Here is a 24,881-nt window from a genome sequence, read left to right as displayed (position 1 = left end):
ACGCGTAGCCTGACCGGCAGACCTCCAGCCCACATGAAATTCGGCATCCGAGCAAAGCTCTTCCTGTTCGTTCTGCTGGCCTGCGCTGCAGTGGTCGTGGTGCAGGCCATCGCCATGCGGCTCGTGATGGAGCGCGGCTTCCTGGGCTACCTCAACCAGCAAAGCCGCACGCGGCTGGAAGAGATCGTTCCACGCCTGGAGCAAGCCTATGCCGTTCGTGGCAGTTGGGACTTCCTGCGCTCCGACTTCCGGGAGTGGATGAACCTGATGTTGCCCTTTCTTGGCGAAACAGAGAGTGATCCTGCGTCTCGGCTGGCTTCTTCCGATCAGACCGGCGCACTTACGCGCGTGGGCCTGCTGGATGCACAGATGCGCCGGGTGATCGGCAATCCGAGCATCGACACCAATTCGATCCGCGTTCCGATCATGGTCGAGGGACGGACAGTGGGCTGGATCGCGACGGTGCCGTTCGAGGCCGTGATTCCGAAGAACGACAAGCGCTTTCTCGAACACCAGTTCACTGCCTTGACGATGGTCGGACTCGGATCGATCCTCGTGGCGGCTTTGCTGGCATTCATGCTCGCACGCACTCTGTTGCGGCGGGTCCGCGATATGGCCCGGGCCACGCACCACCTGGCCGCAGGAGACTTCGCATCGCGCATTTCGGATGGAGCGCATGACGAACTCGGAGCGTTGGCGCGTGACTTCAACCACATGGCGCAGACGCTGGAGCATGCCGACCGGGCAAGGCGGGGCTTCATGGCGGATATTTCCCATGAACTGCGGACGCCGCTCGCGGTGCTGCGCGCCCAACTCGAGGCCATCCAGGACGGCATCCGTTCATCCTCGATCCAGTCGACGAACGCCATGCACATGGAGGTCGAGCGGCTTGGCAAGCTGGTCGACGACCTGCACGATCTGTCGCTGAGCGATGTGGGGGCCATGGCGTACTGGCGGGTTCCCATCAATGTGGCCACGGTGCTCCTGGCGGCGGCCGAGAGCATGCGGCAGCGGCTCGACGCGGCGTCGCTGCAATTGGTACTGCAGATTGCAGAGGTGCCGCTGATCGTCAGCGGCGACGAGGTGCGCCTGCATCAGTTGTTCGGCAATCTGCTCGAGAATTCGCGGCGCTACACGGACGGCGCCGGCATGGTCCGCGTGGGCTGCGCCCGGCACGGCGCCACCGCGCTCATCCTCATCGAGGACAGCGCGCCCGGCGTGCCCGACGACAAGCTGGAGAAGCTGTTCGAGCGCTTCTACCGTGTCGAACAGTCGCGCAATCGCGCGACCGGCGGCAGCGGCCTGGGACTGGCAATCTGCCGCAACATCGTGCAGGCCCATGAAGGACGCATCACGGCCTCGGCGTCGCAGTGGGGCGGACTTCGCGTTGCGATCGAATTGCCGCTGATCTAGCAATGCGCGGGTTGCTGCGGAGGCGTATCGGTTTAAAAAAGTGGCGCCGCAGCGGTGCACCTGTTCGCGCGCCGCGAAAGGCTTGCAGCCACCCCGGTGACACGCGTGCGCGGCTATCCGGGCGCCCTGGCAGGGCGCAGAGGTGCGCGAGGGCAAGGTGGCCGCCTCGGTGCACCGAGGCCGTGGCTGCCGCCGCAACGTACGCCTTCGACTATCGATATGCGTTTTTTCCGCTTGGAGCTGCATTGGATCGTTAGACCAGTTGGTTGTTTAGAACCGACTTTTCGGTTGTTGGAGCTTCGCCGCCCCGCTCCTACAGTGATGGCCATCGCCACCAAGCCGGATGGCGAGTGAAGCAACGCACAGGAGCCCAAGCGCATGTCAGTGGAAGTTGAAGATGTCGTCGTCTTGCCGCCCGCACTGGAGGAAGCGCGCGTTCATGCGGCCGAAGCGGGATGGAACTACGCCGGTGGCGTGACGCCGCCCATCGCATGGGCGCTGGTGCAGGGTGCTCAGGCTGTGCTGGTGGATGTGCGCTCGGGCGAAGAGCGCAAGTTCGTGGGCCATGTGCCCGAAAGCCTGCACGTGGCCTGGGCGACCGGCACGGCGCTCACGCGCAATCCGCGCTTTGTGCGCGAGCTCGAGGCCAGGCTTGCGAAGCACGGCGGCAAGGATGCGGTGGCGCTGCTGCTGTGCCGCAGCGGCAAGCGCTCGGCACTCGCGGCGGAAGCGGCCGCCAAGGCCGGCTTCACGCACGTGTTCAACGTGCTCGAAGGCTTCGAGGGCGAGATCGATGCCCACCAGCACCGCGGCGGTTCCGACGGCTGGCGCTTCCACGGCCTGCCGTGGGTGCAGGACTGACGGCAGCGTTCCTTTCCAGGGAGAACAACCACATGGCTCATTTCGAGGTGAGCGGCATCGTGCGCGCGCTGCATGGCGTGCGCGACGAATGGCGCGATTCACAGCGGCGCTCGCGCGAGCCCGGCGCACGCGAGTTTCCGTCGCGCGATGCGCTCGCGCAGATCGTCGAATCGCTCAAGGGCGCGCTGTTTCCGATGCGGCTCGGCCCGCCCGACCTGCGCCACGAAAGCGAAGACTTCTACGTCGGCCACTCGCTCGATTCGGCCTTGCAGGCCCTGCTGGCACAGGCACGCCTCGAGCTCGAATTCAACGCCCGGCACGAACCGCGTTCGCCGGGCGAGATCGACGATGCCGCGACCGATGCGGTGCGCCGGTTCGCGAGCGCGCTGCCGCAGCTGCGCCGCCTGCTCGACACCGACGTGCTCGCCGCCTACCAGGGCGACCCGGCGGCGCGCAGCGTGGACGAGGTGCTGCTGTGCTATCCGGGCGTGCTCGCGATGATTCACCACCGGCTGGCGCACGAGCTCTACAAGCTCGGGCTGCCGCTGCTGGCGCGCATCGTGGCGGAACTGGCGCATGCGCAGACCGGCATCGACATCCACCCCGGCGCGCAGATCGATGCAGGCTTCTTCATCGACCACGGCACGGGCGTGGTGATCGGCGAGACCGCCGTCATCGGCAAGCGCGTGCGCCTGTACCAGGCCGTGACGCTCGGTGCCAAGCGTTTTCCCACCGATGCCGAGGGCAACCCGAGGAAGGGTCTGCCGCGCCATCCGGTGGTGGAAGACGACGTGGTGATCTATGCCGGCGCCACCATCCTCGGACGAGTGACGCTGGGCAAGGGCGCGGTCATCGGCGGCAACGTGTGGATCACCGACGACGTGCCCGCGGGCGCGAGCGTGACGCAGGCCAGCCTGCAGAACGCGCCGCAGGGAGTCGGTGCATGAAGGATTTTGTCGAAGACTTCGGCGTGACCATCCGCCAGCTGCGCGAAGGCAAGGGCTGGTCGCAGGAAGTACTGGCCGAGCAGGCCGACCTGAACCGCTCCTATGTCGGCGAAGTGGAGCGCGGGCGCGTCATCCCCTCGATCGTCACGGCGCACAAACTGGCTGCGGCCCTGGACATCAACATGGTGGGTCTGCTGCTGCGCTGCGAGCAGCTGGAGCAATCGCGTCTTGTGCGAAGGATCAACTTGGCGGCTATAGCCTGTTGAGGGAAAACCCCATGCCGCCTGACACTTGCGGCCACTTTCTTCTCAATACGGAGCCTTGATCCATGAGCGCAACAGTCGGTGGTACCACCGCCCTTGGCGACAACGCCGCACGCCAGCTAGCCAATGCCACCAAGACAGTCCCTCAGCTGGAGACCATCAGCCCGCGCTGGCTGACGCACCTCTTGCAATGGGTGCCGGTGGAGGCGGGCATCTACCGCGTCAACAAGGTCAGGAACCCCGAATCGATCAAGGTCACCTGCACCTCGCGCGAAGAGGAAAATCAGCTGCCGCGCACCTTCGTCGACTACGAAGAGAACCCGCGCGAGCACTATCTCAATGCCGTGAGCACCGTGCTGGACGTGCACACCCGCATCTCCGACCTCTACAGCAGCCCGCACGACCAGATCAAGGAGCAGCTGCGCCTCACGATCGAGACGATCAAGGAGAACCAGGAGAGCGAGCTCATCAACAACCCCGACTACGGCCTCTTGGCCCAGGTGAGCGAAGAGCAGCGCATCTTCCCGCTGACCGGGGCGCCCACCCCCGACGACCTCGACGAGCTGCTGACCAAGGTATGGAAGGAGCCCGCCTTCTTCCTCACCCACCCGCTGGCCATTGCCGCCTTCGGTCGCGAGGCCACGCGCCGCGGCACGCCGCCGCCGACGGTGAGCCTGTTCGGCTCGCAGTTCATCACCTGGCGCGGCATTCCGCTGATCCCCTCGAACAAGGTGCCGGTGGCCGACGGCAAGAGCAAGATCCTGCTGCTGCGTGTGGGCGACAAGCGCCAGGGCGTGGTGGGCCTGTTTCAACCGGGCCTGTCGGGTGAGCAGGGCCCGGGCCTGTCGGTGCGTTTCATGGGCATCAACAACCATGCGATCGCGTCCTACCTGATCTCGCTGTACTGCTCGCTGGCGGTGCTGACCACCGATGCGCTGGCCGTGCTCGACGACGTCGAGATCGGCAAGTACCACGACTATCCCGACACCTACAAGTAAGCCGCAGTGAGCATCACACCCTCGATTCCGGGCGAGGCGCCGTTCGATCCGGCCGTTCTCGCGCGCATGGCGAGCGCCATGTTCGCCGCGCTGCCCGGCACGCCGCCGAGCGCGTTGCCGGGCGTGGCCAACCCCCTGGTGCCGGGGGCGCAGTTCCCCGCCAACATCGCGCCGCCGGGCTCGCCGCTGGCGAGTCCTGCCGGCTTCGGGCCGAGCGTGCCCGGCACGCCGATCCCGCAAGGGCAGATTCCCGGCGCCAACCTGGTGCCGGCATCGCCCACGCAATTGCCTTCGCTTGCGAACCGTGCGCCGGCCTTAGCGCCGCACGCGGTGGCGGGCAATGGCGTGCCGGACAGCGTGCTGTCGGTGGCGCCGGCTTTCGAGCCGCGCCTCGGCAGTTCGGTGCTGGGCGTGCCGCAGCAGGTCAACGCGCCTGCCGCGCCTTCCGCGCCGCAAACGGGCGCGTCGCCGTTCTACTTCCTGAACAACAGCTTCGGGCATCCGTCGGCCGGCGCGGCTTCTGCCGTGTCCGCCCCTCCACAGGTCTTGCCCCCTCTCCCGCTGGCGGGAGAGGGCTGGGGTGAGGGCCTGCAGACGAACCAAGGTGCGGGGTCGCCCCTCACCCCAACCCTCTCCCCAGAGGGGCGAGGGAGCAGCAGCCAACCGCAGGTGAGTCAGCAGCCGCAGTTCTACTTCGTCGACGCGGTGCGCCTGCCCAGTGGCTTCGTCACGCCAGCCAAGCCCGATCCGCGCGGGCCCGATGCCACACCCATTGCCGGCAGCGGCCGGCATCCACCGTTCGACGTCCACGCCGTGCGGCGCGACTTCCCCATCCTGCAAGAGCGCGTGAACGGCAAGCAGTTGGTGTGGTTCGACAACGCCGCCACCACGCACAAGCCGCAGTCGGTCATCGATCGCATCGCGTACTTCTACGCGCACGAGAACTCCAACATCCACCGCGCAGCCCATGAACTGGCCGCGCGCGCCACCGACGCCTACGAAGGCGCGCGCGAGCGCGTGCGGAAGTTCATCAACGCACCGGAAGTCGAAGAAGTAATCTTCGTGCGCGGTACCACCGAGGCCATCAACCTCGTGGCCAAGAGCTGGGGCGGGCAGCATGTGGGCGAGGGCGACGAGATCATCGTGTCCAACCTCGAGCACCACGCCAACATCGTGCCCTGGCAGCAGCTCGCCGCCGCCAAAGGCGCGAAGCTGCGCGTGATTCCGGTGGACGATTCGGGACAGGTGCTGCTGGACGAATACCGCAAGCTGCTGAACGACCGCACGAAGATCGTCGCGATCACGCAAGTGTCCAACGCACTGGGTACCGTGGTACCGGTGAAGGAGATCGTGGAGCTGGCGCACCGCGCGGGCGCGAAGGCGCTGGTCGACGGCGCGCAGTCGGTCTCGCACATGCGCGTGGACGTGCAGGACATCGGCGCCGACTTCTTCGTCTTCTCCGGCCACAAGGTGTTCGGCCCGACCGGCATCGGCGTGGTCTGGGGCAAGCGCGAAGTGCTGGAAGACATGCCGCCCTGGCAGGGCGGCGGCAACATGATTGCCGACGTGACCTTCGAGAAGACGGTGTTCCAGCCGATTCCGAACAAGTTCGAGGCCGGCACCGGCAACATCGCCGATGCCGTGGCGCTGGGTGCGGCCATCGACTACGTCAACAAGGTCGGCATCGAGAACATCGCGCGCTACGAGCACGATCTGCTCGTGTATGGCATGGCTGAGCTCGGCGCCATTCCCGGTGTGCGGTTGATCGGCACGGCGGCCGACAAGGCCAGCGTGATGTCCTTCGTGCTCGACGGCTATACCACCGAGGAGGTGGGCCATGCGCTCAACGACGAAGGCATTGCCGTGCGCACGGGCCACCATTGCGCGCAGCCGATCCTGCGCCGCTTCGGTGTCGAGACGACGGTGCGGCCATCGCTGGCCTTCTACAACACCTTCGACGAGATCGACCGGCTGGTGGCTGTGGTGCGGCGGTTGGCGGGGCAGCGCCGCGCCTGACTGGTGCGGCTGCCCGGCGCCCTCGGCGCCTACCTGCACGGGAGAGAAAGCGGGCCGCGCCCGCTCACCACGCCAGCTGCAGGCGCTGCGGCAGCCCGGCTGCGGCCGCTTCGGGTTGCGGTGCCGCAATCGGTGTGCGGCCGGTATCGACATCGAGGAAGTCGCCGAGCACGTCGTCGCGCAAGGCGATGAATGCCGGGTCGCTGCGGTTGCGCGGGTGCGGCAGGTCGACCTCGACCGTGCGCCGGATGCGGCCGGGCGAGGGCTGCATCACCACCACGCGATCGCCGAGGAAGACGGCTTCCTCGACATCGTGCGTGACCAGCAGCATCGTGATGCGCTCCTTCTGCCAGATGCGCTGAAGCTCGTTCTGCAGCCGCGAGCGCGTGAGCGCATCGAGCGCGCCGAAGGGCTCGTCCAGCAGCAGCACGCGTGGCCGGTTCACCAGGCCGCGCGCAATTGCCACGCGTTGCGCCATGCCGCCGGAGATCTGGTGCGGCCAGGATTTCTCGAAGCCCTCGAGGCCGACCAGTGCGACATGCTCGGCCACCAGATCGCGCTTTTCCTTGGCGCTGAAGGGTGCGTTGCGCAGGCCGACAGCGATGTTCTGCTCCACCGTGAGCCAGGGAAACAGGCGATGGTCCTGGAAGACGATGCCGCGCTCGCGTCCGGTTCCAGAGATGGGTTCGCCGTCCAGCAGGATCCGGCCCTCGTACTGCGCATCGAGTCCGAGGATGAGCCGCAGCAAAGTGGACTTGCCGCAGCCGCTGGCGCCGACGATGCTCACGAAGCGGCCCGCCGGAACATGCAGGTCGATGCCTTCGAGCACCTGCAGTTCGCCGCCGCTGGCCTGCGTGTTCGCATAGCGCTTGCCGAGCCCGCGGATGTCTAGCTCGTTGGAAGGGTTCGCATGGAGGGAGGTCATGAGAGGAGAGTTCTTTCTGCGTGGTTCATGCGCGCCCAGTCCAGCGCGCCAGGCGGCGCTCCAGCGCGCGGGCCGAGGCGTTCATGAGCCAGCCCACGAGGCCGATCACGAACATGCCGAAGATGACCAGGTCCATCTGGAAATGCTCGCTGCCCTCGATCAGCGTGTTGCCGATGCCGTGGCCGGCCACCAGCAGGTACTCGGCGCCGATGGTCGCGAGCCAGGAATAGATGAGCGCCAGGTAGACGCCCGTGAAGATCGAGGGCAGGGCGGCCGGCAGCACGACCTGCGTGACGGTCTGCCAGCGCGTGTAGCCGTAGACGCGCGCCACCTCGAGCAGGCCGGCCGGTGCGGTGCGAATGCCGTCACAGGTGTTGACCACCACCGGCACCAGCGCGGCCAGCGAGAGAAACACCACCTTGGCGACGTCCCCAAGGCCAAACCACACCGAGATCAGCGGAATCCACGCGAACAGAGAGATCTGCTTGAAGGTGTTGAAGCTCGGACCGACGATGCGGTTGAAGAGCGGCGACAAACCCAGCAAAGCGCCGAGCACGAGACCCGAGAAGGTGCCGATCAGGAAGCCCGTTGCTTCCCGCGCGAGGCTGGCGCTGAGGGCGCGCCAGAGGCGCCCGCTCGCCACCTGGTCGACCGCGGTGTCGAACACCTTGGCCGGCGAGACCAGCAGCGCCGAGTTCACGACACCGAGCGACGACAGCAGCCACCACAGCAAGACAGCCGCCACGGGCAGCACGAAGCCGCGCCAGCGGCTGCGCTGCTCGGGTCGAAGGGGCTGTACGGCAGCCAGCTCGGCTGCGTCCCGCGTGGCCGTGCTCATCGGGCGGCTCCACCAGGTTGGCGCTGGTGCACCGCGGTTTCAAGGCGGTCGAGCAGCCGGTCGATGGCATAGCCGATGGCGCCCACCACGATCACGGCGGCCATCACCAGGTCGAGCTGGAACAGCTGCCGGCCATAGACGATGAGGTAGCCCAGCCCTTCGCTGGAAGCCACCAGCTCCACCACGACCAGCGAGAGCCAGGCCTTGGTGAAGCCCAGCCGCACGCCGGTGAAGAGCGTGGGCACCGCGTGCGGCAACACGACCTCCAGCACCTGCTGACGCCGGGTGTAGCCGTACACCTGGCCGACTTCGCGCAGCGCGGATGGGGTCTGCCGAAAGCCCTGCAGCGTGTTGAGCGCCACCGGCACCAGCGCCGCCTTGGCGATGAGGATGTACTTCAGTGGCTCGCCGATGCCCACGATCAGCAGCACGAACGGCAGCCAGGCCAGCACCGGGATCTGCACCAGCGCATTGAAGGTGGGCAGCACGTAGGCTTCGAAGCAGCGCGACAGGCCCATGGCCGAGCCCAGCGCCAATCCCAGAAGTGTTCCGGCCGTGAAGCCGACGCCCACGCGCGTGAAACTGGTGCTCACGTGCAGCCACAGGTCGCCGCTCATGGCGAGATCGCGAAGGGTTTCCCACACGAACTGCGGCGGCGGCAGCACCTGCGGCGAGATCCAGCCCTGCTCGGCGCCCGCGAACCACAGCGCCAGCAGCGCGATGGGCAGGAGCCAGGGCAAGGCGCGGTCGCCGATGTGGCGCCAGGGCAGCGACGACGCGGGCGTGTCGTCGCGAGGCTGTGGGACGGCTGTCAGTTCGACCTCGGCGCTCATGTGTATTGCTCCCTCTCCCTTGGGGAGAGGGCTGGGGTGAGGGCCAGCGGCACGTGGGAATGCGGTGCTCGTGTGAAGGCCGATGCCCTCACCCTGGCCCTCTCCCGCAAGCGGGAGAGGGAAGAAGACAGCCGGCTCATCTTGAAGCGACCGACTGGCCCACCTTCGGCTGTCCCTTGGCGTCGTAGGCCGTCCAGTAGGTTTCCAGCCCCTGCTTCTTCAACGCATTCTTCAGGTAGCGCGTGTCGAACCAGTCGTCTACCGACACCTCGCGGCGGATCAGCTTGAGCTTGAGCGCGTCGGCCACCACGGCCTTGTAGCGACCGATGATGAAGTCGTCGACGAGCGGCGAATTTCGTAGTGCGAGTTGCTGCTGATCGAACTCCGCCGCCCAGGACGCAACCGGCGTGCCGCTGCGCGCCCAGACCCGGAAGAGTTCATCGCGGTTCTTCTCGTCCGACGACCAGCGCGCGGCGCGCACGAACACGTCGACCACGCGCTGCACCTCGGCCGGGTTGGCCTGCTCGAAGTCGGAGCGAACCAGCAGCGAGGCCTGGCGTGTGAGGGCCGGATCCTGCCCCTGCGTGGAATACACCACCTTGGCGAGGCCCTGGTCGCGCACCTTGAACCACTCGTAGCCACCGAAGGCCGCATCCACGCCGTTCGACACCAGCGCAGCTTGCGCGCTGCCAGTGTCGAGGTTCACGCCCTTGATGTCGCGCTCGGCCAGTCCGGCAGCTGCCAGCACGTTGATGGCGACGAGGTGGCCGTTGGTGCCGCGGAAGATCGAGACCGTGCGGTCCCTCAGATCCTTGATCGACCGGATGTCGGACTTGGGCGGCGCCACCAGGTACAGGTTGTTGCGCGCGCCGCTCACCAGCAGCAGCTTGGTCTTCAGGCCGTTGGAGCGCCCGACGATCGACGGGAGGTCGCCCTGGTAGGCGAAATCGATCTGCTTGTTCGACAGCGCTTCGTTCACGGCCGGCCCGGCGCCCTTGAAGAACAGCCATTCGACCTTGACTCCGGTGGCCTTGAACTCGTCCTCCAGCCAGTTGCTGACGCGCGCGACGCCGCCGGGCGAGCCGCCCCAGGTGACGGGATCGCCGCCGCCCGCTGTCGCGACGCCGATGCGGATGGTCTCCGGGGCCGCCTGCGCAGGCAGCGCACCGGCCATCAGCGCGAGAAGGCCGAGCGGCGCCGCCCAACGGCGCAGGCGGGCGAGCAGGGCGCGTGTCGTGCCGCTCACTTCTCGCCTTTCAGGGCGAGCTTGCGGCCCACCTCGGTGCCTTCGAAGAAGCGCGGGTTGGCTTCGGTGTAGAAGCGATGCGGGTTGTCGAAGACAAAGGCCCTGAAATCCGCGGCCGAGATCACGCCTTGCTGCACCAGGTCCCAGGTTTCGACCAGCGGCTCTGTGAACTCGGGCACGTCCCAGTGGCCCACGTCGGACGACCAGATCGCGTTGATCTTCGTGCCCAGCGGATTCACCTTGGTATTGAAGGCCGCAGCCACCGTGCGGTCGTCGGCCTCTGAGCCGAAGTAGAAGTTGTTCACCCAGCGGTCGCGGATGTCCTCGACCTTCTCGATGCCGGCGAGCGCGAAGTCGTCGATCTCCGATTCATTCGGCTCGCGGCTGTGCGGCAGCGCGGAAATGCCGAGGCTGTCGCGCAGCAGCTTCGACTTGTCGAGCTTGCGGCCTTTCAGAAGGTCGCTGCCGTAGCGTTCGAAGAGCGAGGCGAGCAGGTCGACGTCGGCTTCCGCGGGGTCGTAGTTGCGCACGGCATTCCGGTTGCGCTTCTCCCAGCGGTCGACCAGGTGCGCGTAGACATGCGAACCCCAGTCGGCGCCGCCTTCGAGCAGGCCCACGCGCAAGGCCGGAAACCGCCGCGTCACGCCGCCGAAGAACAGCGCCTTGGCAAAGGCTTGCGAGCCATCGGCGAAGTGGCCGATGTGGTTGTTCATGTAGTTGCTGATCGACTGCCGGCTCGTCCAGCCCTGGCTGCCATAGTGTGTGGTGACAGGCACGCCCAACTCCACCACCTTGGCCCAGAAGGGGTCGTAGTCGTGCTCGCTGTCGATGCCATAGAAGTCGATGTAGCCGGTCTGCTTGGCGATCTCCGGGTGGTCCTTGGGCGGGTACTTCTCGGCGATGGCGCGAATGGGGCGGCGCACGCCACCAGCGATGTTGATCACCTTCAGGCCGAGCGTCTTGACCGCGAATTCCAGTTCCTCGATGCCTTCCTGCGGCGTGTGCAGCGGAATGCCCGCCACCGGCGTCAGGCGGTCGGCGTACGGCCGGTACTGGTCGGCATGAAAGTGGTTGATCGCACGGTGCAGCGGCTGGCGGTATTCGCTGCCCGCCGCGGCGGGCGAGAGCACGTCGTTGGGAAACAGGATCGAGTAGTCCGAGCCTTGCTCGCCCAGGCGCTCATACAGCAGCGCCGGCAACGTATAGGTGGCCAGGTCGTAGGTGTTGCGCGTCACGCGGGCCCACCAGGGCGCGCGCAGCGTGCGGTGGAACTGGCGTTCTTCGGCCGTCTGCTGGTACCAGTCCTTGCCGCCGCCGTTGCGCGTGACGAAGCGCCCGCCCAGCGCCTTGCGCAGCGCGTCGACCAGCTTGCTGCCGCCGTACTGCGCCACGTAGTCCTCGAGCACGGGGGCGTAGTCGTTGACGTGAACATCCGTGTCGATCACCGGGTGGTCGAGTCCGGCCTTCACGGCGGCGGAGCGCGATGCATGCCGGCGGTTCAAACGATCGTTCATCTGGGGCTCCTTGAAAGAATCGCCACAGACTACGCGTCGCTTGCAAGGCGGCCAAAGAAGCCTTTCGGTATTGCTTAGCCGATGCGTGCATAAGAAGCGGCAGTGCCGCCTCTTGCAACCGCCGCGGCACCGTTCCGTGCCTTCGGAATCGGCTTGGATCAGTTCAAAGGGCAGGGCGCCGATCGCAGCCATCCATGTGAAGGTCCAAGGCGCATCGATCCGGGTGACACATCTGGTCGCTTTTTCACGGTCGTGCGGCGACGATCTGAGTGGTTCGGTTCTTGCGGCATTTATACAATTACACACAATATGCCAAAAATGTCACAGATTTCAAGAAGAATGGGTGAGGTGTCCATTGACCGATCGTCGCCGGTTCCGTCGACGATCCCCCGCAACTGGAATCGCGCGCGGCTCATCGCGATCGGCCTGCTGAGCACATGGGTCGCGGCTTGTGGCGGTGGGTCGTCGGGCACTTCGACAGCAGCGCTCGTTGCAGGCACACCCGCAACTGCAACTGCAACTGCAACTTCAACTTCAACTGCGACTGCGACTGCGACTGCACCCGCACCCGCAACTGCAACTGCACCCGCACCGGGCCAGGCCACCACCTGGACGAGCGCGAAGTGGGGCGGCGGCGGCTACGTCACGGGCCTCGTGTTCCACCCGACCACCGCCAACCTGCTGTACGCACGCACCGACGTCGGTGGCGCCTACCGTTGGAACCAGGGCGCTTCGTCCTGGACGCCCATCACCGATGGTCTGGGGTTCGGCGGAGGCGAGGAAGGGTTCCACGGCATCGAAAGCATCGCCGTCGATCCGAACAACGACCAGCTCGTCTACATGGCCGCCGGCATGTACACGTCCGGGGGCAACGGCCGCCTGTACATCTCCGGCAACCGCGGTGACCAGTGGACCTACGTCGCCCTGCCTTTCCCCCTGGGCGGCAACAACCCCGGCCGGGCCATCGGCGAACGCCTGATGGTCGACCCCAACAAGCCGTCGACACTGTTCTACGGCTCGCGCACGGCCGGCCTGTGGAAGAGCGCCGACTCGGGCCTCACCTGGGCGCAGGTCACGTCGCTGTCGAGCGCCAAGCTGACCCAGGACCAGGTCAATGCCTTGGGCATGAACAGCGCAATGGGCGTCGAGACGATCGTCTACGACACCGGCACCAAGGGCAGCGGCTCGGCCACGCAGACGATCTACGCCCCCATTGCGCCGGACTACGTCCAGACAGCAGGCCTGGCCTCGAACCTGTACAAGTCCAGCAACGGCGGCGCCTCGTGGACCCCAGTCTCGGTGCCGATCTCCGGCTATCACATCCCGCACATGGTGCGCGCCGCTGACGGCACGTTCTATGTGGTCTTCACCAAGGACACCGGTCCCGGCTCCGCCGGTCCCGCCCGTCTGTACAAGTTCGACGGCAGCAACTGGACCTTGCTCAAGAGCGACGACTCGGTCGGCTACGGCGGCGTGTCCGTCTCCGGCACCGGCGCGACGACGCGCATTGCGCTGGGGGTGACCAACACCTGGGGCAACTACCCCGGCCAGCAAATCCTCCAGCTGTCCGACGATGCCGGCCGGAACTGGCGCGAGATCGAAGCGATGACGCCGGGCGAGGTCGCCTGGGGCTGGATCGACGATGTCGAGATCGATCCATTCGACCGCAACCACATCCTGCACGTCGCCGGCGGCGTCATGGAGACACACAACGCCTCCTCGGCCACGCCAACCTGGGCCAGCACGGTCAACGGAATCGAGGAGACAGCCGTGCTGGGCCTCGCCACGCCGCCGGCCGGCGCAACCTACACCGTGATCAACAGTTCGGGCGACGTCGGCGCCTGGGTGCACACCAACCTCGCGACCAAGCCGACGCTGACGCCGGCCACCGACTGGAGCAACGGCTTCGCCACCGACATGGCGTGGTCTGACTCGCAGTACATGGCCACCATCGGCGTCGTGCTGGGTAACAGCACCGGCTTCGGCATGTGGTCCGGCGACGGCGGCGAGACCTGGGCAAAGTTCGCCACCTACCCGCCGGGCGTCGCGGAAAACAAGGGCCAGGAAGCGAGCATCGCGGTCACCACGCGCAACAAGGCGGTCTGGGCGCCTGGCAACTCGGTGCCGTCCTACACCATGGACAACGGCGCCACCTGGATCCCGACCAATCTGCCGGCGATCAATGCCATCTTCCCTCGCGCCTACCACCTGGTCGCCGATCGCAAGAACCCGAACAAGGTCTATGCCTACGATTCGGGCGGCCACTGGTGGGGCACGCCGGGCAAGGTCTACGTGTCGACGGATGGCGGCCGCACGTTCACGCTGAGCCAGGGTTCGGTGGCCGCAGGGCTGGCCCCCAACTACTTCGCCAACACGTCGCTGGCGGTCAACCCCAACGCCGAGGGCGACCTCTGGCTGGCCGACGGCAACGCCGTGTACCGCTCGGTGGATTCGGGGGCAACCTGGAAGAAGCTGAGCCACTTTGCGTCGATCATGGGCAGCAACCCGTGGCCCGACGTCCAGGGCGCCACCTTGGTGGCCTTGGGCAAGGCAGCGCCTGGCGCGGCGTACTCGGCTGCGGTCTACGTGGTGGGCGTGGTGAACGGCGTGTGGGGCGTGTACCGCTCCGACAACGCTGGCGTCACCTGGACTCGCTTCAACGACGACGCGCACCAGTTCGGCGGCATCGGCGCGATGGCGGCCGATCAGAACATCTACGGACGCATCTATGTGAGCGGCACCGGCCGTGGCGTGTTGTACAGCAACTGAACCCCGTCCGCTCTGGCTCACAAAAAGGGCGAATCCATACTCGATGGGAATCAACACCCCGGTGCTCACAACATCCTCTTCTTGGATGAACACCAGGATTCGCCTGCCTCGCGAGCCAAGAAACTTCAAGTTGGATCGCAGGCTTACCAATGAAATCAACGCCTCGAGGAAAGCTGGCGGCGCCGTGCCGGGCTCCGCGACTTTTTCGCGTATTGACTAAGAAGGTTCCCATGTTTGATAGAACCAATTTTGCTGCTGCGTTGCTCGTGTTGAGCGCGATCGTGCTCCCGGGTTGCGGTGGCGGAAATGCGGGAAATGCCCAGATGGGAGGCGCTGCAGAGATCCCTGTTGTCACGGGAGGCACCCCGCAGGTTCCCGTTGTGGCGGGAGGCACACCGGAGACTCCCGCCACCACGGGAGCCACCCCCGAAATCCCCGCCGCCCCGGGAGACACCCCGGTGGCCCGCGTCATCAAGCATCCAGGCGTTGGGCTCACCCTCTCGGATCTCCAGACGCTCAAGGCCTACGTCGATCAAGGAAGGGAACCGTGGAAATCCGGCTACGAGCAAATGGCGAACAGCCCCATGTCCAGGCTCTCCTACGAAAGGTACGGCCCGTTCGCGAAAGTGAGCCGCGCGCCCCACGAGAATCTCCAAGCCTGGCGCAACGACATGGTCGCGATCTGGAATCTCTCCCGGATGTGGTACTTCACTCGGGACGACCGATACGCGGACAAGGCGCGCGAGATGCTGCTTGCGTGGGCCACCACCCACGTTGAGTTCTCGGGTCGTGAATCGATGCTGGATCTGGGTGACTACGCCATGCAGTTCGTTGGCGGCGCGGAAATCCTGCGCGCCACCTGGCCGGGCTGGAAGGAGGCCGACACGGCGACGGTCAAGAAGTATTTCAAGAACGTCCTGATGCCGGCGGCGAACCCCTATGGCGAAAGCTCGTACGGGGCCGCCAACAAGGGCGCACTGGCCCTCGTCGCGCTTGGACTGATGGCGATCTACAACGACGACATCGAGACATTGGACAAGGTCGTCTACCAGACGCGCACGCTGGCCCATATCGGGTTGCGAAATTCCAATGACATCGGCATGCTCGGCGACTCGCTCCGCGACCAGGGGCATGCCTATGGACAGCTCGCGTCACTGACCACGCTCGCCGAGGCACTCTGGAGCCAAGGCATCGACATCTATTCCGATCTTGACAACCGCCTGCTGGCCGCGGGTGAGTATTTCGCGCGGGTGAACGAACTCGTGCCCACGGCAGCGCTTCCTTTCGGCACCACCGATGCGTACTACACCTCCGACCGCACCGGGCACGGTTGGCAGGGCGCCAATGGCGGAAACGTGGCGCTCACTCAGATTTATGGCGCCTACGTCCTGCGCAAGGGCCTCCAGGCACCCTTCATCGCGCAGAGACGCCTCTGGATGCCCCTGACCGGCACCAGCTTCATGTTCCTCAAGGATTCCGACACCTCGAAGGCGACGCCGCCGCCGGCACTGCCCATTCCTTCGGCCACCTCGATCACCTCGGGGTTCAACAGTGCTGACATCGGGGGCGCCAGCCCGGCCGGCGCGGCCACATACGCCACCGGCAAATGGAACGTGGCTGGGGCAGGCTGGGGTATCTGGGGCGCACTCGACAGTTGCCACTTCGCCTACAAGGCCCTCACCGGCAACAGCACCATCATCGCGAAAGTCGAGTCGCTCCAGAACACCCACCCGTCCGCAATGGCGGGCGTGATGATGCGCACAAGCCTGGATCCAGGCGCTCCGCGCGCCTGGATGGCGATAAATTACAAAGGTGAAGCCTTACAGAACATGACGAAACTGGCGGTGTATGGCGGCTCGAACTACGCGAACAAGGTTGCGAGCTCCGGGCCCACTTACTGGGTGAAGCTCGAGCGCATCGGGAACATCATCACCGGCTACGTTTCTCCCGATGGCACCAATTGGGCCGCTACCGATGTCGGCCGTATCGACGCCCCCGTTCCCGACACGATCTATGTTGGATTGGTGGTCTCGTCGGTCACAAGCAAGCTGAACAACAGCGTCTTCAGCAATGTCCAGATCACCGGCGGCGACGGTGGTGCGCCGAGCGTCATCCCCGCGGCGCCCGCCATGCTGCTCGCCTCGCCGGGCGATGGGGCCGTACCGCTGCGCTGGCAGGCGTCCTTCGGGGCCACCAGCTACACCGTTCACCGCTCCAACATCAGCGGGGGGCCCTCTGAGACGATCGCGTCGGGCGTCAAGGGCAGCAGCTACACGGACACCTCCGTGACCAATGGCACCACTTACCACTACACCGTCACGGCGACCAACTCCGCCGGAACGAGCGATAGTTCTCCTGCGGACAGTGCCACGCCGGCTCCTTCGATGGTGAACGTCGCGACCGGCGGCACCGCAAACGACAGTGCAGGCAACGCGACCAACGCCAAACGCGCCTTCGACCTGAACACGTACTCGCAATGGCTCTACGAGGGCGTAACTGGCTGGCTGCAGTATGACCTCGGCCACACGGAGCACGTCCAGCGCTATTCGGTCACCAGCACTCCCGACGCCAATCTCGTCGGGCGTGATCCGAAGGACTGGCAGCTCCAGGGCTCCAACGATGGCTCCAACTGGACCACGCTCGACACCCAAAGCAACCAGAAACGCTTCGAGTTGAAGACTTACGCGGTCGCGAGTCCGGCCTCCTATCGCTACTACCGGCTGAACATCACAGCCAACAACGGCGACAGCACTTTCACGGCTCTTTCCGAATTCGGGCTGTTCGCCTTGAAGCCGCAGTGAACCCGATACTCGGTTGACGCGACGGAGGCAGGGAACGCCCTGAACGTGGCGTGTCGAAAGGACCTTGGCACCGCCGCTCATGGGGGCGGTCTCATCGCGTCAGGAGTTGAAACCCGTCGTTTGAACCAGGCAACGAGCAGCGTCGCATACACCTGCTGGCTGGCTGGCGCGGACAAGGCATGGTCTGCGCCGGAGAGGCAGTGATGCGCCATCGAGCGCGCTTGTGTGAACGCATCCGCGATGCTTTGGACGGAGGGATTAGGCGCGCCGCTGCGCCAAGCAGTCACCTGCGAGTGAGAAGGTCCAAGGCGTTGACGCGTTCTGGCGGGACACCAGGATGCGCTTTTCGAGGCCGTGCAGGAATATGCGCAACGGATCTTCGCCAAGCTGTCGTCGGATTTGGTGGAGGAGCGCTCCGAGGAGGCCTTGGTCCAGTAGCGATTTTCGGCTCCTCGGGATTCGCCGTTGCTGGCTGCAGCTAGCAATAGGTCGATCATCAAAGGCATTGAATGCCCGTAATTGTATCGTGCATGTTACACTTTTATAGCCAGCGCCTCAATGAAAGCGTCCGATCCAACACAGCGCGGCGCACCTCGTTCAGGCAGTCCAAGCTCAAGTGAAAACCAAAAGCTTACCTATATCCTGAGCCATCAGGCTCACAAAGAGGGCAGATTCATATTCGATGGAAATCAACACTCCAGCGCTCGCATCCTCTTCTTGGACGAACGCCAGGATTCGCCCGCCTCGCGGGCCGAAAGGCCTTCACGGCGGATCGCAGGCTTATCACTGAAATCAACGCCTCAACGAAAGCTGGCGGCGCCGTGCCGGGCTCCGCGACTTTTCCGCGCATTGGCTATGAAGGATCCTATGTTTGATAAAACCGATTTTGCTGCTGCGTTGCTCGTGTTGAGCGCGATCGTGCTCCCGGGTTGCGGGGGCGGAAATTCGGGAAGTTTCCAGGCAGGCGCTCCGGTCCCTGCTGTCGCGGGGGACACCCCGGAGGTTCCCGCTGTCGCGGGAGGCACACCGGAGATTCCCGCCACCACGGGAGTCACCCCCGAAATCCCCGCCGCCCCGAGAGACACCCCGGTGGCCCGCGTGATCAAGCACCCAGGCGCTGGGCTCACCCTGTCGGATCTTCAGACGCTCAAGGCGAATGTCGAGCAAGGCAAGGAGCCGTGGAAGTCCGGCTACAACCAATTGGCGAACAGTCCCAACGCCAGGCTCAGCTACGCAGGGGCCGGTGGCCCGTTCGCGAAGGTGAGCCGCGCCCCCGACGTGAATCTCCATGCTTGGCGCCGCGACATGATCGCGATCTCGGAACTCTCGCAGATGTGGTATTTCACCCAGAACGAGCAATACGCGAAGATTGCAAGGGGCCTGCTGCTTGGGTGGGCCACCACCCAGACCGAGTTCTCGGGTCGCGAGTCCATGCTCGATCTGGGCGATTACGCGTTTCAGTTCGTTGGCGGTGCGGAAATCCTGCGCAGCACCTACCCGGGCTGGACGGAGGCCGACACGGCGACGGTCAAGAAGTACTTCAAAAACGTCCTGATGCCGGCAGCGAATCCCTATGGCGAGAGTCAGTTTGGGGCGGGCAACAAGGGCGCGTTGTCCCTCGTCGCTTTGGGACTTATGGCGATCTACAACGACGACATTGAGACATTGGACCGGGTCGTATACCAGACGCGCACGCTGGCCCATATCGGACTGCGCAATTCCAACGACATCGGCATGCTCGGCGACTATCTCCGTGACCAGGGGCACGGCTATGGGCAGCTTCGGTCACTGACCATGCTGGCGGAAGCGCTCTGGACCCAAGGCATCGACATCTATTCAGACTTTGACAACCGCCTGCTAGCGACGGGTGAGTATTTCGCGAGGGTGAACGAGCTCGTCCCGACGACAGCGCTTCCTTTCGGCACCACCGATCGCTACTACACCTCCGACGTCACCAATCGCGGCTGGCGGGGCGGCGGGGGTGGGACCGTCGTACTCACTCAGCTTCATGGTGCCTACGTCCTGCGCAAGGGTCTCCAGGCACCCTTTATTACGCAGCGACGCCTGTGGGCACCTGTGGACGGCACCAGCTTCATGTACCTCAAGGAATCCGACACCTCGAAGGCGACGCCGCCGCCGGCGCTGCCCATTCCTTCGACCACCTCGATCACCTCGGGGTTCAGCAGCGCCGACATCGGGGGCGCCAGCCCGGCCGGTGTGGCCACATACGCCAACGGCAAATGGATGGTTCGGGGAGCTGGGGCCAATATCTGGGGTGCAAGCGACAGTTGCCACTTCACCTACAAGGCCATCACGGGCAACGGCGCCATCATCGCGAAAGTCGAGTCGATTCAGAGCTCCGGAGTGGCAGGCGTGATGATGCGCACAAGTCTGGATCCAGGCGCTCCACGCGCCTGGATGGCGATAAGCGACAAAGGCCAAGCCTTACAGAACATGACGAACCTGGCGGTGTATGGCGGCTCGTACTACGCGAACAAGATATTGACCGATGGGACCTCCGGGCCCATTAATTGGGTGAAGCTCGAGCGCATCGGAAACATCATCACCGGCTATATTTCTCCCGATGGCACCAATTGGGCCGCCACCGATCTCGGCCGCATCGTCGGGCCCGTTCCCGATACGCTCTATGTCGGTCTGGTGGTCTCCGGGGCGACCCAGGGCACCCTGAACAGCTCCACGTTCAGCAACGTCCAGATCACCGGCGGCAACGGCGGTGCACCGAGCGTCATCCCCGCGGCGCCCGCCATGCTGCTGGCATCGCCGGGCGATGGCGCCGTCCCGCTGCGCTGGCAGGCGTCCTTTGGCGCTACCAGCTACACGGTCGGCCGCTCCGAGTTCAGCGACGGGCCCTACGAGACGATCGCGTCGGGCGTCAAGGGCAGAAACTACACGGACACGTCCGTGACCAATGGCACGACCTACTACTACACCGTCACGGCGAGCAACTCCGCCGGAACGAGCGATAGTTCTCCTGCGGACAGCGCCACGCCGGTTCCTTCGATGGTGAACGTCGCGACCGGCGGCACCGCAAACGACAGTGCAGGCAACGCGACCAACGCGAAACGCGCCTTCGACCTGAACTCGGCGACGCAATGGTTCTACTCTGGCACGACCGGCTGGCTGCAGTACGACCTCGGGCACACGGAGCGCGTCCTGCGTTATGCGGTCACCAGCAGTTCCGACCTGGTCTCGCGCGATCCGAAGGACTGGCAGTTCCAGGTCTCCAGCGACGGCGCCGCCTGGACCACGCTCGACACGCAAAGCGACCAGGTGTTTGCCGAACGCCTGGAGCTGAAGACCTACGCGATCGCGAATCCGGGCTCCTACCGCTACTACCGGCTCAACATCACAGCCAACAATGGCGACGGAGCTTTTACGGATCTTTCCGAATTGGGGCTGTTCGTTTCCAAGCCGTAGTGAACCCGATGCTCGGCTGACGTCGGAACCAGGCAAGCCAACGCGGCCCTTGGTCTGGCTGGTGTTCGCGCGCATGGTGTCGATATTCAGCTCGAAAAGTATCCGCCCGAACTGGGTCGTGCCACGGCCGAAGTCGGTCGAGTCGCGCACCGAACGGAAGATGCTGGCCTTGTCGCTGTAGAACGCCACGGGCTTGCCATGCTGCTCGATATAGCCTCGCGTGGCCTCGAAATACGCGATGCCGATTCGGTCCGCACAAAGCGCAGCTGCATCACCGGCTAGTCGCATCGTCGATACATACCAGCAGCGTGCACGATGGCGCGCGGTCTTCGAACATGCGTGGTCGCTCCAGAAGCTGGGCGGAGGCGACCATGCGACATTTCTAATCAGCCGCTACATCCACAAACAATACAATGTATCTTATGTTAAATATACGGCGAAGACATCCTCATCGGCGGCCAAGCACATCTCCCCTGTTGCTGGACTTGGCCGACGTCCTCTTCGACAACGCCGAACGCTATCGACGCTGGGCAGTCAAGTTCCGCCAAGAGCCACGGCGTAAGCACGACGAGCATCAGCAACTGCTGAATACAGTTCTCGCGCGCGATGCCTAGAGGGCGACGGAGCTGCTATGCAAGCACATCAGCCGTACGGAGCAACTTGTTGCGGCAGCCCTTGTGGGAAATGACAGCGGCAAGCCGCGGTGGGCTCGGCCACGCCGCCAGCCACGTTTCGGTGGCACCGCGCCCCGCTGATAGAACGAGAACGTCAGGATGGGTGACGCAAACCGTTCAGCGCTTCGTGCCTTTTGCCGAACCGGGGCGGTCTGTTTCGGAAAGCCTTCGCCTCTCCGACGCATGCCACCTGATCAGCCAACGGGAGAAGAATGCACCGAAGCCTTCGACTGCAGGGGACGGATCACGCAATGCGGAACGGTACAAGCAGACCTTGCGGACCGTCTCCGGATCAGTCACTCGGCGCATCTCCAGACCGAACGCCTTGGCGAAAACCCCGACGTACGCCGGTGCGAGGGTCGCCCCCAGTCCCTGCGCCGCGATCCCAAATGCTGTGGAGATGTTGTCCACAACGTGCACCGGAGTGACGCGCAAACCATCCGGCGCGCTCACGCGCATCTGCGCCACGCTCTGTTCATGATCGCGCCCTGAGGCGACCAGGGGCACGTCGCGCAGGTCGGCCCACCGGATGGCAGCGCGCCGGCGGGCAAGCGGGTGTCCTCGAGCGCACCACAGGACCCACTCGCTGTCGAACAACGCTTCGGCGATCACGTTGTCGTCGACGACAAGATCCGGACCAATCGCGAGGTCGACATCGCCGGCGGCGACACTGTCGACCAAGGCGTCCACCGCCACGTCGCGGATGCGCACCACCACCTTCGGCCGCTGCCGCGCATAGGCCCGCATCGCCATCGGCAGCAAGGTCGACGCCAGCACCAGCGGCGCGCCTACGCGAACCACGCCCGAGGCCCGGTTCCGAACATCGTCCGCAGCGCTCTCTGATGCTCGAACATGGCGCAACAAGGTCTGCGCAGAGCCGAGAAAGTCACGCCCGGCGCTGGAGAGCGTGCACTTGCGCGTCGTGCGATCGAACAGGCGAAAACCGATGACGCCCTCGAGTTCCGCGACGATCTGACTGACCGCTTGCGTCGTGAGGCCCAGGCGAGATGCGGCATCCGTGAAGCTGTGAACCTCGGCAACCGCAATGAAGGTCTCGATCTGGCGCAGTGTGAATCGCGTGAAGGCCATGCCACGCATTATCAAGCGTTGCTTTAAAAGCTCTCACAAGCGATTGATTGTCTCGCTCCGACAGGCCCGCGACACTCGATGGCGCATCCATCGCAACGCCACGAAGACATGACAAAGCTCCATCGCTCCATGCGCCCCGCGATTCGCCGGATCACGACACGGACCCTGCTCGCCCTGGGGCTGGCCGCCGCTGGGCTCAGTGCTGAAGCCCAAGAACCACTCACCACGCGCTGCGAGTCGGCGCCGATCCGGCGGTGCGGCCCGGCTCAAGGAGCAACTGCCACAAGCCCGTTTCGCAATGACCGCCGAGGGCTGGCGCGAAGCGGCCGAGAACGCGGCGCAGTCGGCCGGCCGGCCGGACCGCTGGACGATGATCGCGCCCGACCAAGTGCTGACCGACGGCCAAATGGTCAAAGCCGGTGGCGTGCCCCTGCAATCTTTCGAGACGCCGGGCCATACGATGGGCACCGCGTCGTTCTCATTCGACGCATTCGACGGCACGAAGCGCTATCGCGCCTTCACGGTTGGAGGCCTCGGGCTCAATGCCATTCGCGGCCCCGAGCAGGTGGAGGCCTACATCTCCAGCCTCAAACGCATACGTGCGCTCACCGAAGACAGGGTCGATCCGGTCACCACGCACCTGACGACGCATGCGTTTTCCAACGGCCTCACCGAAACGAAAGAGCTGTTGAAGGCACGCAAACCAGGGGATGCCAATCCTCTGGTCGACCCGAAAGGCTTTCTGAACAGCGCACCGCAACAACAAGGATCAGGACGCGCCGGCAGCCGCAGTGACTGTGGCTCGCGGTGCCCCGCGCAGCGCTGCCCGACTCGCCTCACCTTCTCTCAACCCCGGGTGGCCAGCCCACTCACGAAAGACTCATTCGATGATCCATAGACATGTCTGTCTCCGCGCATGGCTTGCTGCCGTCGGCCTTGCCGTGCTCGCCGCAACCGCCCCCGCGAGCGCCCAACAGGCAGCCCCTGCGCCCACGACCACATCGGTGACCGCTCCCGTGGAGCGCGACGGTGCGGGGCGTTCGCTCCAGGAGCTTTACCAGGCCGCCCTGCAGGAGGGCGGACAGCTGACGGTGTACGCCGGCGGCGACGAGGTCACGCAGGGCTTCGGCACCAAGGCTGCATTCGAACGCCAGTTTCCCGGTATGAAACTCGACATCGTGATGGACTTGAGCAAGTACCACGACGCCCGCATCGAGGAAGAGCTGCTGCGCAAGAACTTGAAGGTGGATGTGGCGCATCTGCAAACCTTGCACGACTTCGACGACTGGGCGGCGCGCGGCCTGCTGCTGCCCTACAAGCCGATCGGATGGGACCAGGTGCCCGACGCTTACAAGGACCCCCAGGGCCGATTCACGGGCCTGTTCATGCTGACGTTCGCGAACAGCTACAACAAGAATCTCGTGCAAGCCGGCAACGAACCGCGCGACTACGCCGACTTTCTGAAGCCCGAGTTCAAGAACAAGATCATCATCGCCTACCCGAACGACGACGATGCGGTGCTCTATGTCTTCGACAAGATCATCCAGAAGTACGGCATCGACTTCATCGAGAAGCTCCAGGCCAATGGCGTGCAGTGGGTGCGTGGCACCCAGACGCCGCGCGACGCGGTGGAGGTGGGCAAGTATGCAGTGGCCACCGGGACCTCGGGACCTTTCGTGCCAGTCGAGTCGGTCAATACCCGTTTCGTGCTGCCGACGAATGACCCCTTCCTGACCTGGGCGCAGACCGGCGCTATCTTCAAGGACGCCAAGCATCCCGCCGCAGCCAAGCTCTACGTGAGCTGGCGGCTGTCCCTTCCGGAGAATGCCGCGCCGCGCCAGTTCCCGCTGCGCAAGGACGTCGCGCCGCCTCCCGGCTTCAAGACCATCGACAAGTACAACACCAGCCCTGCCGACTTCCTGGCCTTCATGCGTGACCGCGCGCGCGTCGAGCGGCTGAAAAGCCTGTTCGAACGGCTGATCGGGCCGGTGCAAGGCATCTCGCCTCTGAAGGATTAGCGACGAGGCGAGGAACCAGCTGCGAACGCCCCCTCAAGCCTCGCGATGCGGCCCCAACAGACTGCGCAGTACGTCAGAACCGGCGCGCACGCCGCATGTGGCCTTCGCCAAACTGAATTGGCCTCATCGGCAAGGCTTCTCAGAAGCTTCTGCCGCCCAGCCTCCTAGATCAAGCTGGTGGTTTCTCACGCGGCGGCCGTTCACGGGGTTCGCGTTCAGGCAGGTCGGGACACCGAAC

The 24,881-nt window shown here is 65.0% G+C and carries 18 protein-coding genes and 1 pseudogene; 12 read left to right on the top strand and 7 right to left on the bottom strand.

The window, feature by feature from the left end; genetic code table 11:
* Nucleotides 1–33: 33 nt before the first annotated feature.
* From baeS to ACJ7Z0_RS02725, 6 genes are all read left to right on the top strand, one after another.
* Nucleotides 34–1,413: a sensor histidine kinase efflux regulator BaeS gene (baeS, locus tag ACJ7Z0_RS02750; protein WP_434788564.1), complete on the top strand. Its 1,380-nt coding sequence runs from the start codon at nt 34–36 to the stop codon at nt 1,411–1,413.
* A gap of 378 nt (nt 1,414–1,791) precedes the next feature.
* On the top strand, nt 1,792–2,274 hold the full coding sequence (locus tag ACJ7Z0_RS02745; RefSeq protein ID WP_434788563.1) for a rhodanese-like domain-containing protein: 483 nt from the start codon (nt 1,792–1,794) through the stop codon (nt 2,272–2,274).
* A 32-nt stretch (nt 2,275–2,306) separates the two neighbouring features.
* On the top strand, nt 2,307–3,221 hold the full coding sequence (epsC, locus tag ACJ7Z0_RS02740) for a serine O-acetyltransferase EpsC (RefSeq protein ID WP_434788562.1): 915 nt from the start codon (nt 2,307–2,309) through the stop codon (nt 3,219–3,221).
* Complete coding sequence (locus tag ACJ7Z0_RS02735; protein WP_434788561.1) at nt 3,218–3,487, top strand: helix-turn-helix domain-containing protein; 270 nt, start codon at nt 3,218–3,220, stop codon at nt 3,485–3,487. The genes epsC and ACJ7Z0_RS02735 overlap by 4 nt, the downstream gene beginning before the upstream one ends.
* 62 nt (nt 3,488–3,549) lie before the next feature.
* Nucleotides 3,550–4,482 carry a family 2A encapsulin nanocompartment shell protein gene (locus tag ACJ7Z0_RS02730; RefSeq protein ID WP_093023085.1) on the top strand — a complete coding sequence of 311 codons (933 nt, stop codon included), beginning with the start codon at nt 3,550–3,552 and terminating at the stop codon, nt 4,480–4,482.
* A 66-nt stretch (nt 4,483–4,548) separates the two neighbouring features.
* Nucleotides 4,549–6,498, top strand: coding sequence for a family 2A encapsulin nanocompartment cargo protein cysteine desulfurase (locus ACJ7Z0_RS02725; RefSeq protein WP_434788759.1), 1,950 nt, complete (start codon nt 4,549–4,551; stop codon nt 6,496–6,498).
* Nucleotides 6,499–6,562: 64 nt separating this feature from the next.
* Here the strand turns inward: ACJ7Z0_RS02725 and ACJ7Z0_RS02720 are convergent, their stop codons facing one another.
* The 5 genes from ACJ7Z0_RS02720 to ACJ7Z0_RS02700 form a co-directional block, all read right to left on the bottom strand.
* Complete coding sequence (locus ACJ7Z0_RS02720) at nt 6,563–7,423, bottom strand: ABC transporter ATP-binding protein (protein ID WP_434788560.1); 861 nt, start codon at nt 7,421–7,423, stop codon at nt 6,563–6,565.
* Between the two features lie 25 nt (nt 7,424–7,448).
* Complete coding sequence (locus ACJ7Z0_RS02715) at nt 7,449–8,261, bottom strand: ABC transporter permease (protein ID WP_434788559.1); 813 nt, start codon at nt 8,259–8,261, stop codon at nt 7,449–7,451.
* On the bottom strand, nt 8,258–9,094 hold the full coding sequence (locus ACJ7Z0_RS02710) for an ABC transporter permease (protein ID WP_434788558.1): 837 nt from the start codon (nt 9,092–9,094) through the stop codon (nt 8,258–8,260). Before ACJ7Z0_RS02710 ends, ACJ7Z0_RS02715 begins: the two co-directional genes overlap by 4 nt.
* A gap of 136 nt (nt 9,095–9,230) precedes the next feature.
* Entirely contained in the window at nt 9,231–10,268 is a 1,038-nt protein-coding gene (locus ACJ7Z0_RS02705; protein WP_434788758.1) for an ABC transporter substrate-binding protein, read from the bottom strand.
* Between the two features lie 68 nt (nt 10,269–10,336).
* A complete protein-coding gene (locus ACJ7Z0_RS02700; RefSeq protein WP_434788557.1) occupies nt 10,337–11,854 on the bottom strand; it encodes an amidohydrolase family protein in 1,518 nt (505 codons plus the stop codon).
* Between the two features lie 348 nt (nt 11,855–12,202).
* Between ACJ7Z0_RS02700 and ACJ7Z0_RS02695 the strand changes: the two genes are divergently transcribed.
* From ACJ7Z0_RS02695 to ACJ7Z0_RS02685, 3 genes are all read left to right on the top strand, one after another.
* Nucleotides 12,203–14,623 carry a beta propeller repeat protein gene (locus ACJ7Z0_RS02695; protein WP_434788556.1) on the top strand — a complete coding sequence of 807 codons (2,421 nt, stop codon included), beginning with the start codon at nt 12,203–12,205 and terminating at the stop codon, nt 14,621–14,623.
* Nucleotides 14,624–14,853: 230 nt separating this feature from the next.
* Nucleotides 14,854–17,424, top strand: coding sequence for a discoidin domain-containing protein (locus ACJ7Z0_RS02690; RefSeq protein ID WP_434788555.1), 2,571 nt, complete (start codon nt 14,854–14,856; stop codon nt 17,422–17,424).
* Nucleotides 17,425–18,291: 867 nt separating this feature from the next.
* Nucleotides 18,292–20,862 (top strand): discoidin domain-containing protein, encoded by a 2,571-nt coding sequence (locus ACJ7Z0_RS02685; RefSeq protein WP_434788554.1) that lies wholly within the window; start codon nt 18,292–18,294, stop codon nt 20,860–20,862.
* 39 nt (nt 20,863–20,901) lie between these two features.
* Here ACJ7Z0_RS02685 and ACJ7Z0_RS02680 read toward each other — a convergent pair.
* A pseudogene (locus ACJ7Z0_RS02680) lies at nt 20,902–21,202 on the bottom strand (ISNCY family transposase); the annotation flags it as partial.
* 73 nt (nt 21,203–21,275) lie between these two features.
* On the opposite strand from ACJ7Z0_RS02680, the gene ACJ7Z0_RS02675 reads away from it, so the two are divergent.
* Nucleotides 21,276–21,476 carry an FCD domain-containing protein gene (locus tag ACJ7Z0_RS02675; protein WP_434788553.1) on the top strand — a complete coding sequence of 67 codons (201 nt, stop codon included), beginning with the start codon at nt 21,276–21,278 and terminating at the stop codon, nt 21,474–21,476.
* Between the two features lie 177 nt (nt 21,477–21,653).
* On the opposite strand, the gene ACJ7Z0_RS02670 is transcribed toward ACJ7Z0_RS02675, so the two are convergent.
* Nucleotides 21,654–22,625 (bottom strand): LysR family transcriptional regulator, encoded by a 972-nt coding sequence (locus ACJ7Z0_RS02670; protein ID WP_434788552.1) that lies wholly within the window; start codon nt 22,623–22,625, stop codon nt 21,654–21,656.
* A 298-nt stretch (nt 22,626–22,923) separates the two neighbouring features.
* Here ACJ7Z0_RS02670 and ACJ7Z0_RS02665 point away from each other — a divergent pair, with 298 nt between their 5' ends.
* Nucleotides 22,924–23,523, top strand: coding sequence for an MBL fold metallo-hydrolase (locus tag ACJ7Z0_RS02665; protein ID WP_434788551.1), 600 nt, complete (start codon nt 22,924–22,926; stop codon nt 23,521–23,523).
* 106 nt (nt 23,524–23,629) lie between these two features.
* A complete protein-coding gene (locus tag ACJ7Z0_RS02660; RefSeq protein WP_434788550.1) occupies nt 23,630–24,643 on the top strand; it encodes an ABC transporter substrate-binding protein in 1,014 nt (337 codons plus the stop codon).
* The last annotated feature ends 238 nt before the right edge of the window (nt 24,644–24,881 follow it).

The organism is Variovorax palleresanus, from assembly GCF_051144945.1.
In the GTDB taxonomy this organism is placed as follows: domain Bacteria; phylum Pseudomonadota; class Gammaproteobacteria; order Burkholderiales; family Burkholderiaceae_C; genus Variovorax; species Variovorax paradoxus_S.
The sequence above is the reverse complement of the archived record's forward strand: the minus strand, read 5'-3'. Positions and strand labels throughout refer to the sequence as shown.

What these genes read in the sequence shown, in the direction of transcription:
- ACJ7Z0_RS02710 (WP_434788558.1), bottom strand. Translation starts at nt 9,094, where the DNA reads ATGAGCGCCGAGGTCGAACTGACAGCCGTCCCACAGCCTCGCGACGAC.
- ACJ7Z0_RS02700 (WP_434788557.1), bottom strand. Translation starts at nt 11,854, where the DNA reads ATGAACGATCGTTTGAACCGCCGGCATGCATCGCGCTCCGCCGCCGTG.
- ACJ7Z0_RS02715 (WP_434788559.1), bottom strand. Translation starts at nt 8,261, where the DNA reads ATGAGCACGGCCACGCGGGACGCAGCCGAGCTGGCTGCCGTACAGCCC.
- baeS (WP_434788564.1), top strand. Translation starts at nt 34, where the DNA reads ATGAAATTCGGCATCCGAGCAAAGCTCTTCCTGTTCGTTCTGCTGGCC.
- ACJ7Z0_RS02675 (WP_434788553.1), top strand. Translation starts at nt 21,276, where the DNA reads ATGTATCTTATGTTAAATATACGGCGAAGACATCCTCATCGGCGGCCA.
- ACJ7Z0_RS02725 (WP_434788759.1), top strand. Translation starts at nt 4,549, where the DNA reads ATGGCGAGCGCCATGTTCGCCGCGCTGCCCGGCACGCCGCCGAGCGCG.
- ACJ7Z0_RS02720 (WP_434788560.1), bottom strand. Translation starts at nt 7,423, where the DNA reads ATGACCTCCCTCCATGCGAACCCTTCCAACGAGCTAGACATCCGCGGG.
- ACJ7Z0_RS02705 (WP_434788758.1), bottom strand. Translation starts at nt 10,268, where the DNA reads ATGGCCGGTGCGCTGCCTGCGCAGGCGGCCCCGGAGACCATCCGCATC.
- ACJ7Z0_RS02735 (WP_434788561.1), top strand. Translation starts at nt 3,218, where the DNA reads ATGAAGGATTTTGTCGAAGACTTCGGCGTGACCATCCGCCAGCTGCGC.
- ACJ7Z0_RS02665 (WP_434788551.1), top strand. Translation starts at nt 22,924, where the DNA reads ATGACCGCCGAGGGCTGGCGCGAAGCGGCCGAGAACGCGGCGCAGTCG.
- epsC (WP_434788562.1), top strand. Translation starts at nt 2,307, where the DNA reads ATGGCTCATTTCGAGGTGAGCGGCATCGTGCGCGCGCTGCATGGCGTG.
- ACJ7Z0_RS02745 (WP_434788563.1), top strand. Translation starts at nt 1,792, where the DNA reads ATGTCAGTGGAAGTTGAAGATGTCGTCGTCTTGCCGCCCGCACTGGAG.
- ACJ7Z0_RS02685 (WP_434788554.1), top strand. Translation starts at nt 18,292, where the DNA reads ATGTTTGATAAAACCGATTTTGCTGCTGCGTTGCTCGTGTTGAGCGCG.
- ACJ7Z0_RS02730 (WP_093023085.1), top strand. Translation starts at nt 3,550, where the DNA reads ATGAGCGCAACAGTCGGTGGTACCACCGCCCTTGGCGACAACGCCGCA.
- ACJ7Z0_RS02670 (WP_434788552.1), bottom strand. Translation starts at nt 22,625, where the DNA reads ATGGCCTTCACGCGATTCACACTGCGCCAGATCGAGACCTTCATTGCG.
- ACJ7Z0_RS02690 (WP_434788555.1), top strand. Translation starts at nt 14,854, where the DNA reads ATGTTTGATAGAACCAATTTTGCTGCTGCGTTGCTCGTGTTGAGCGCG.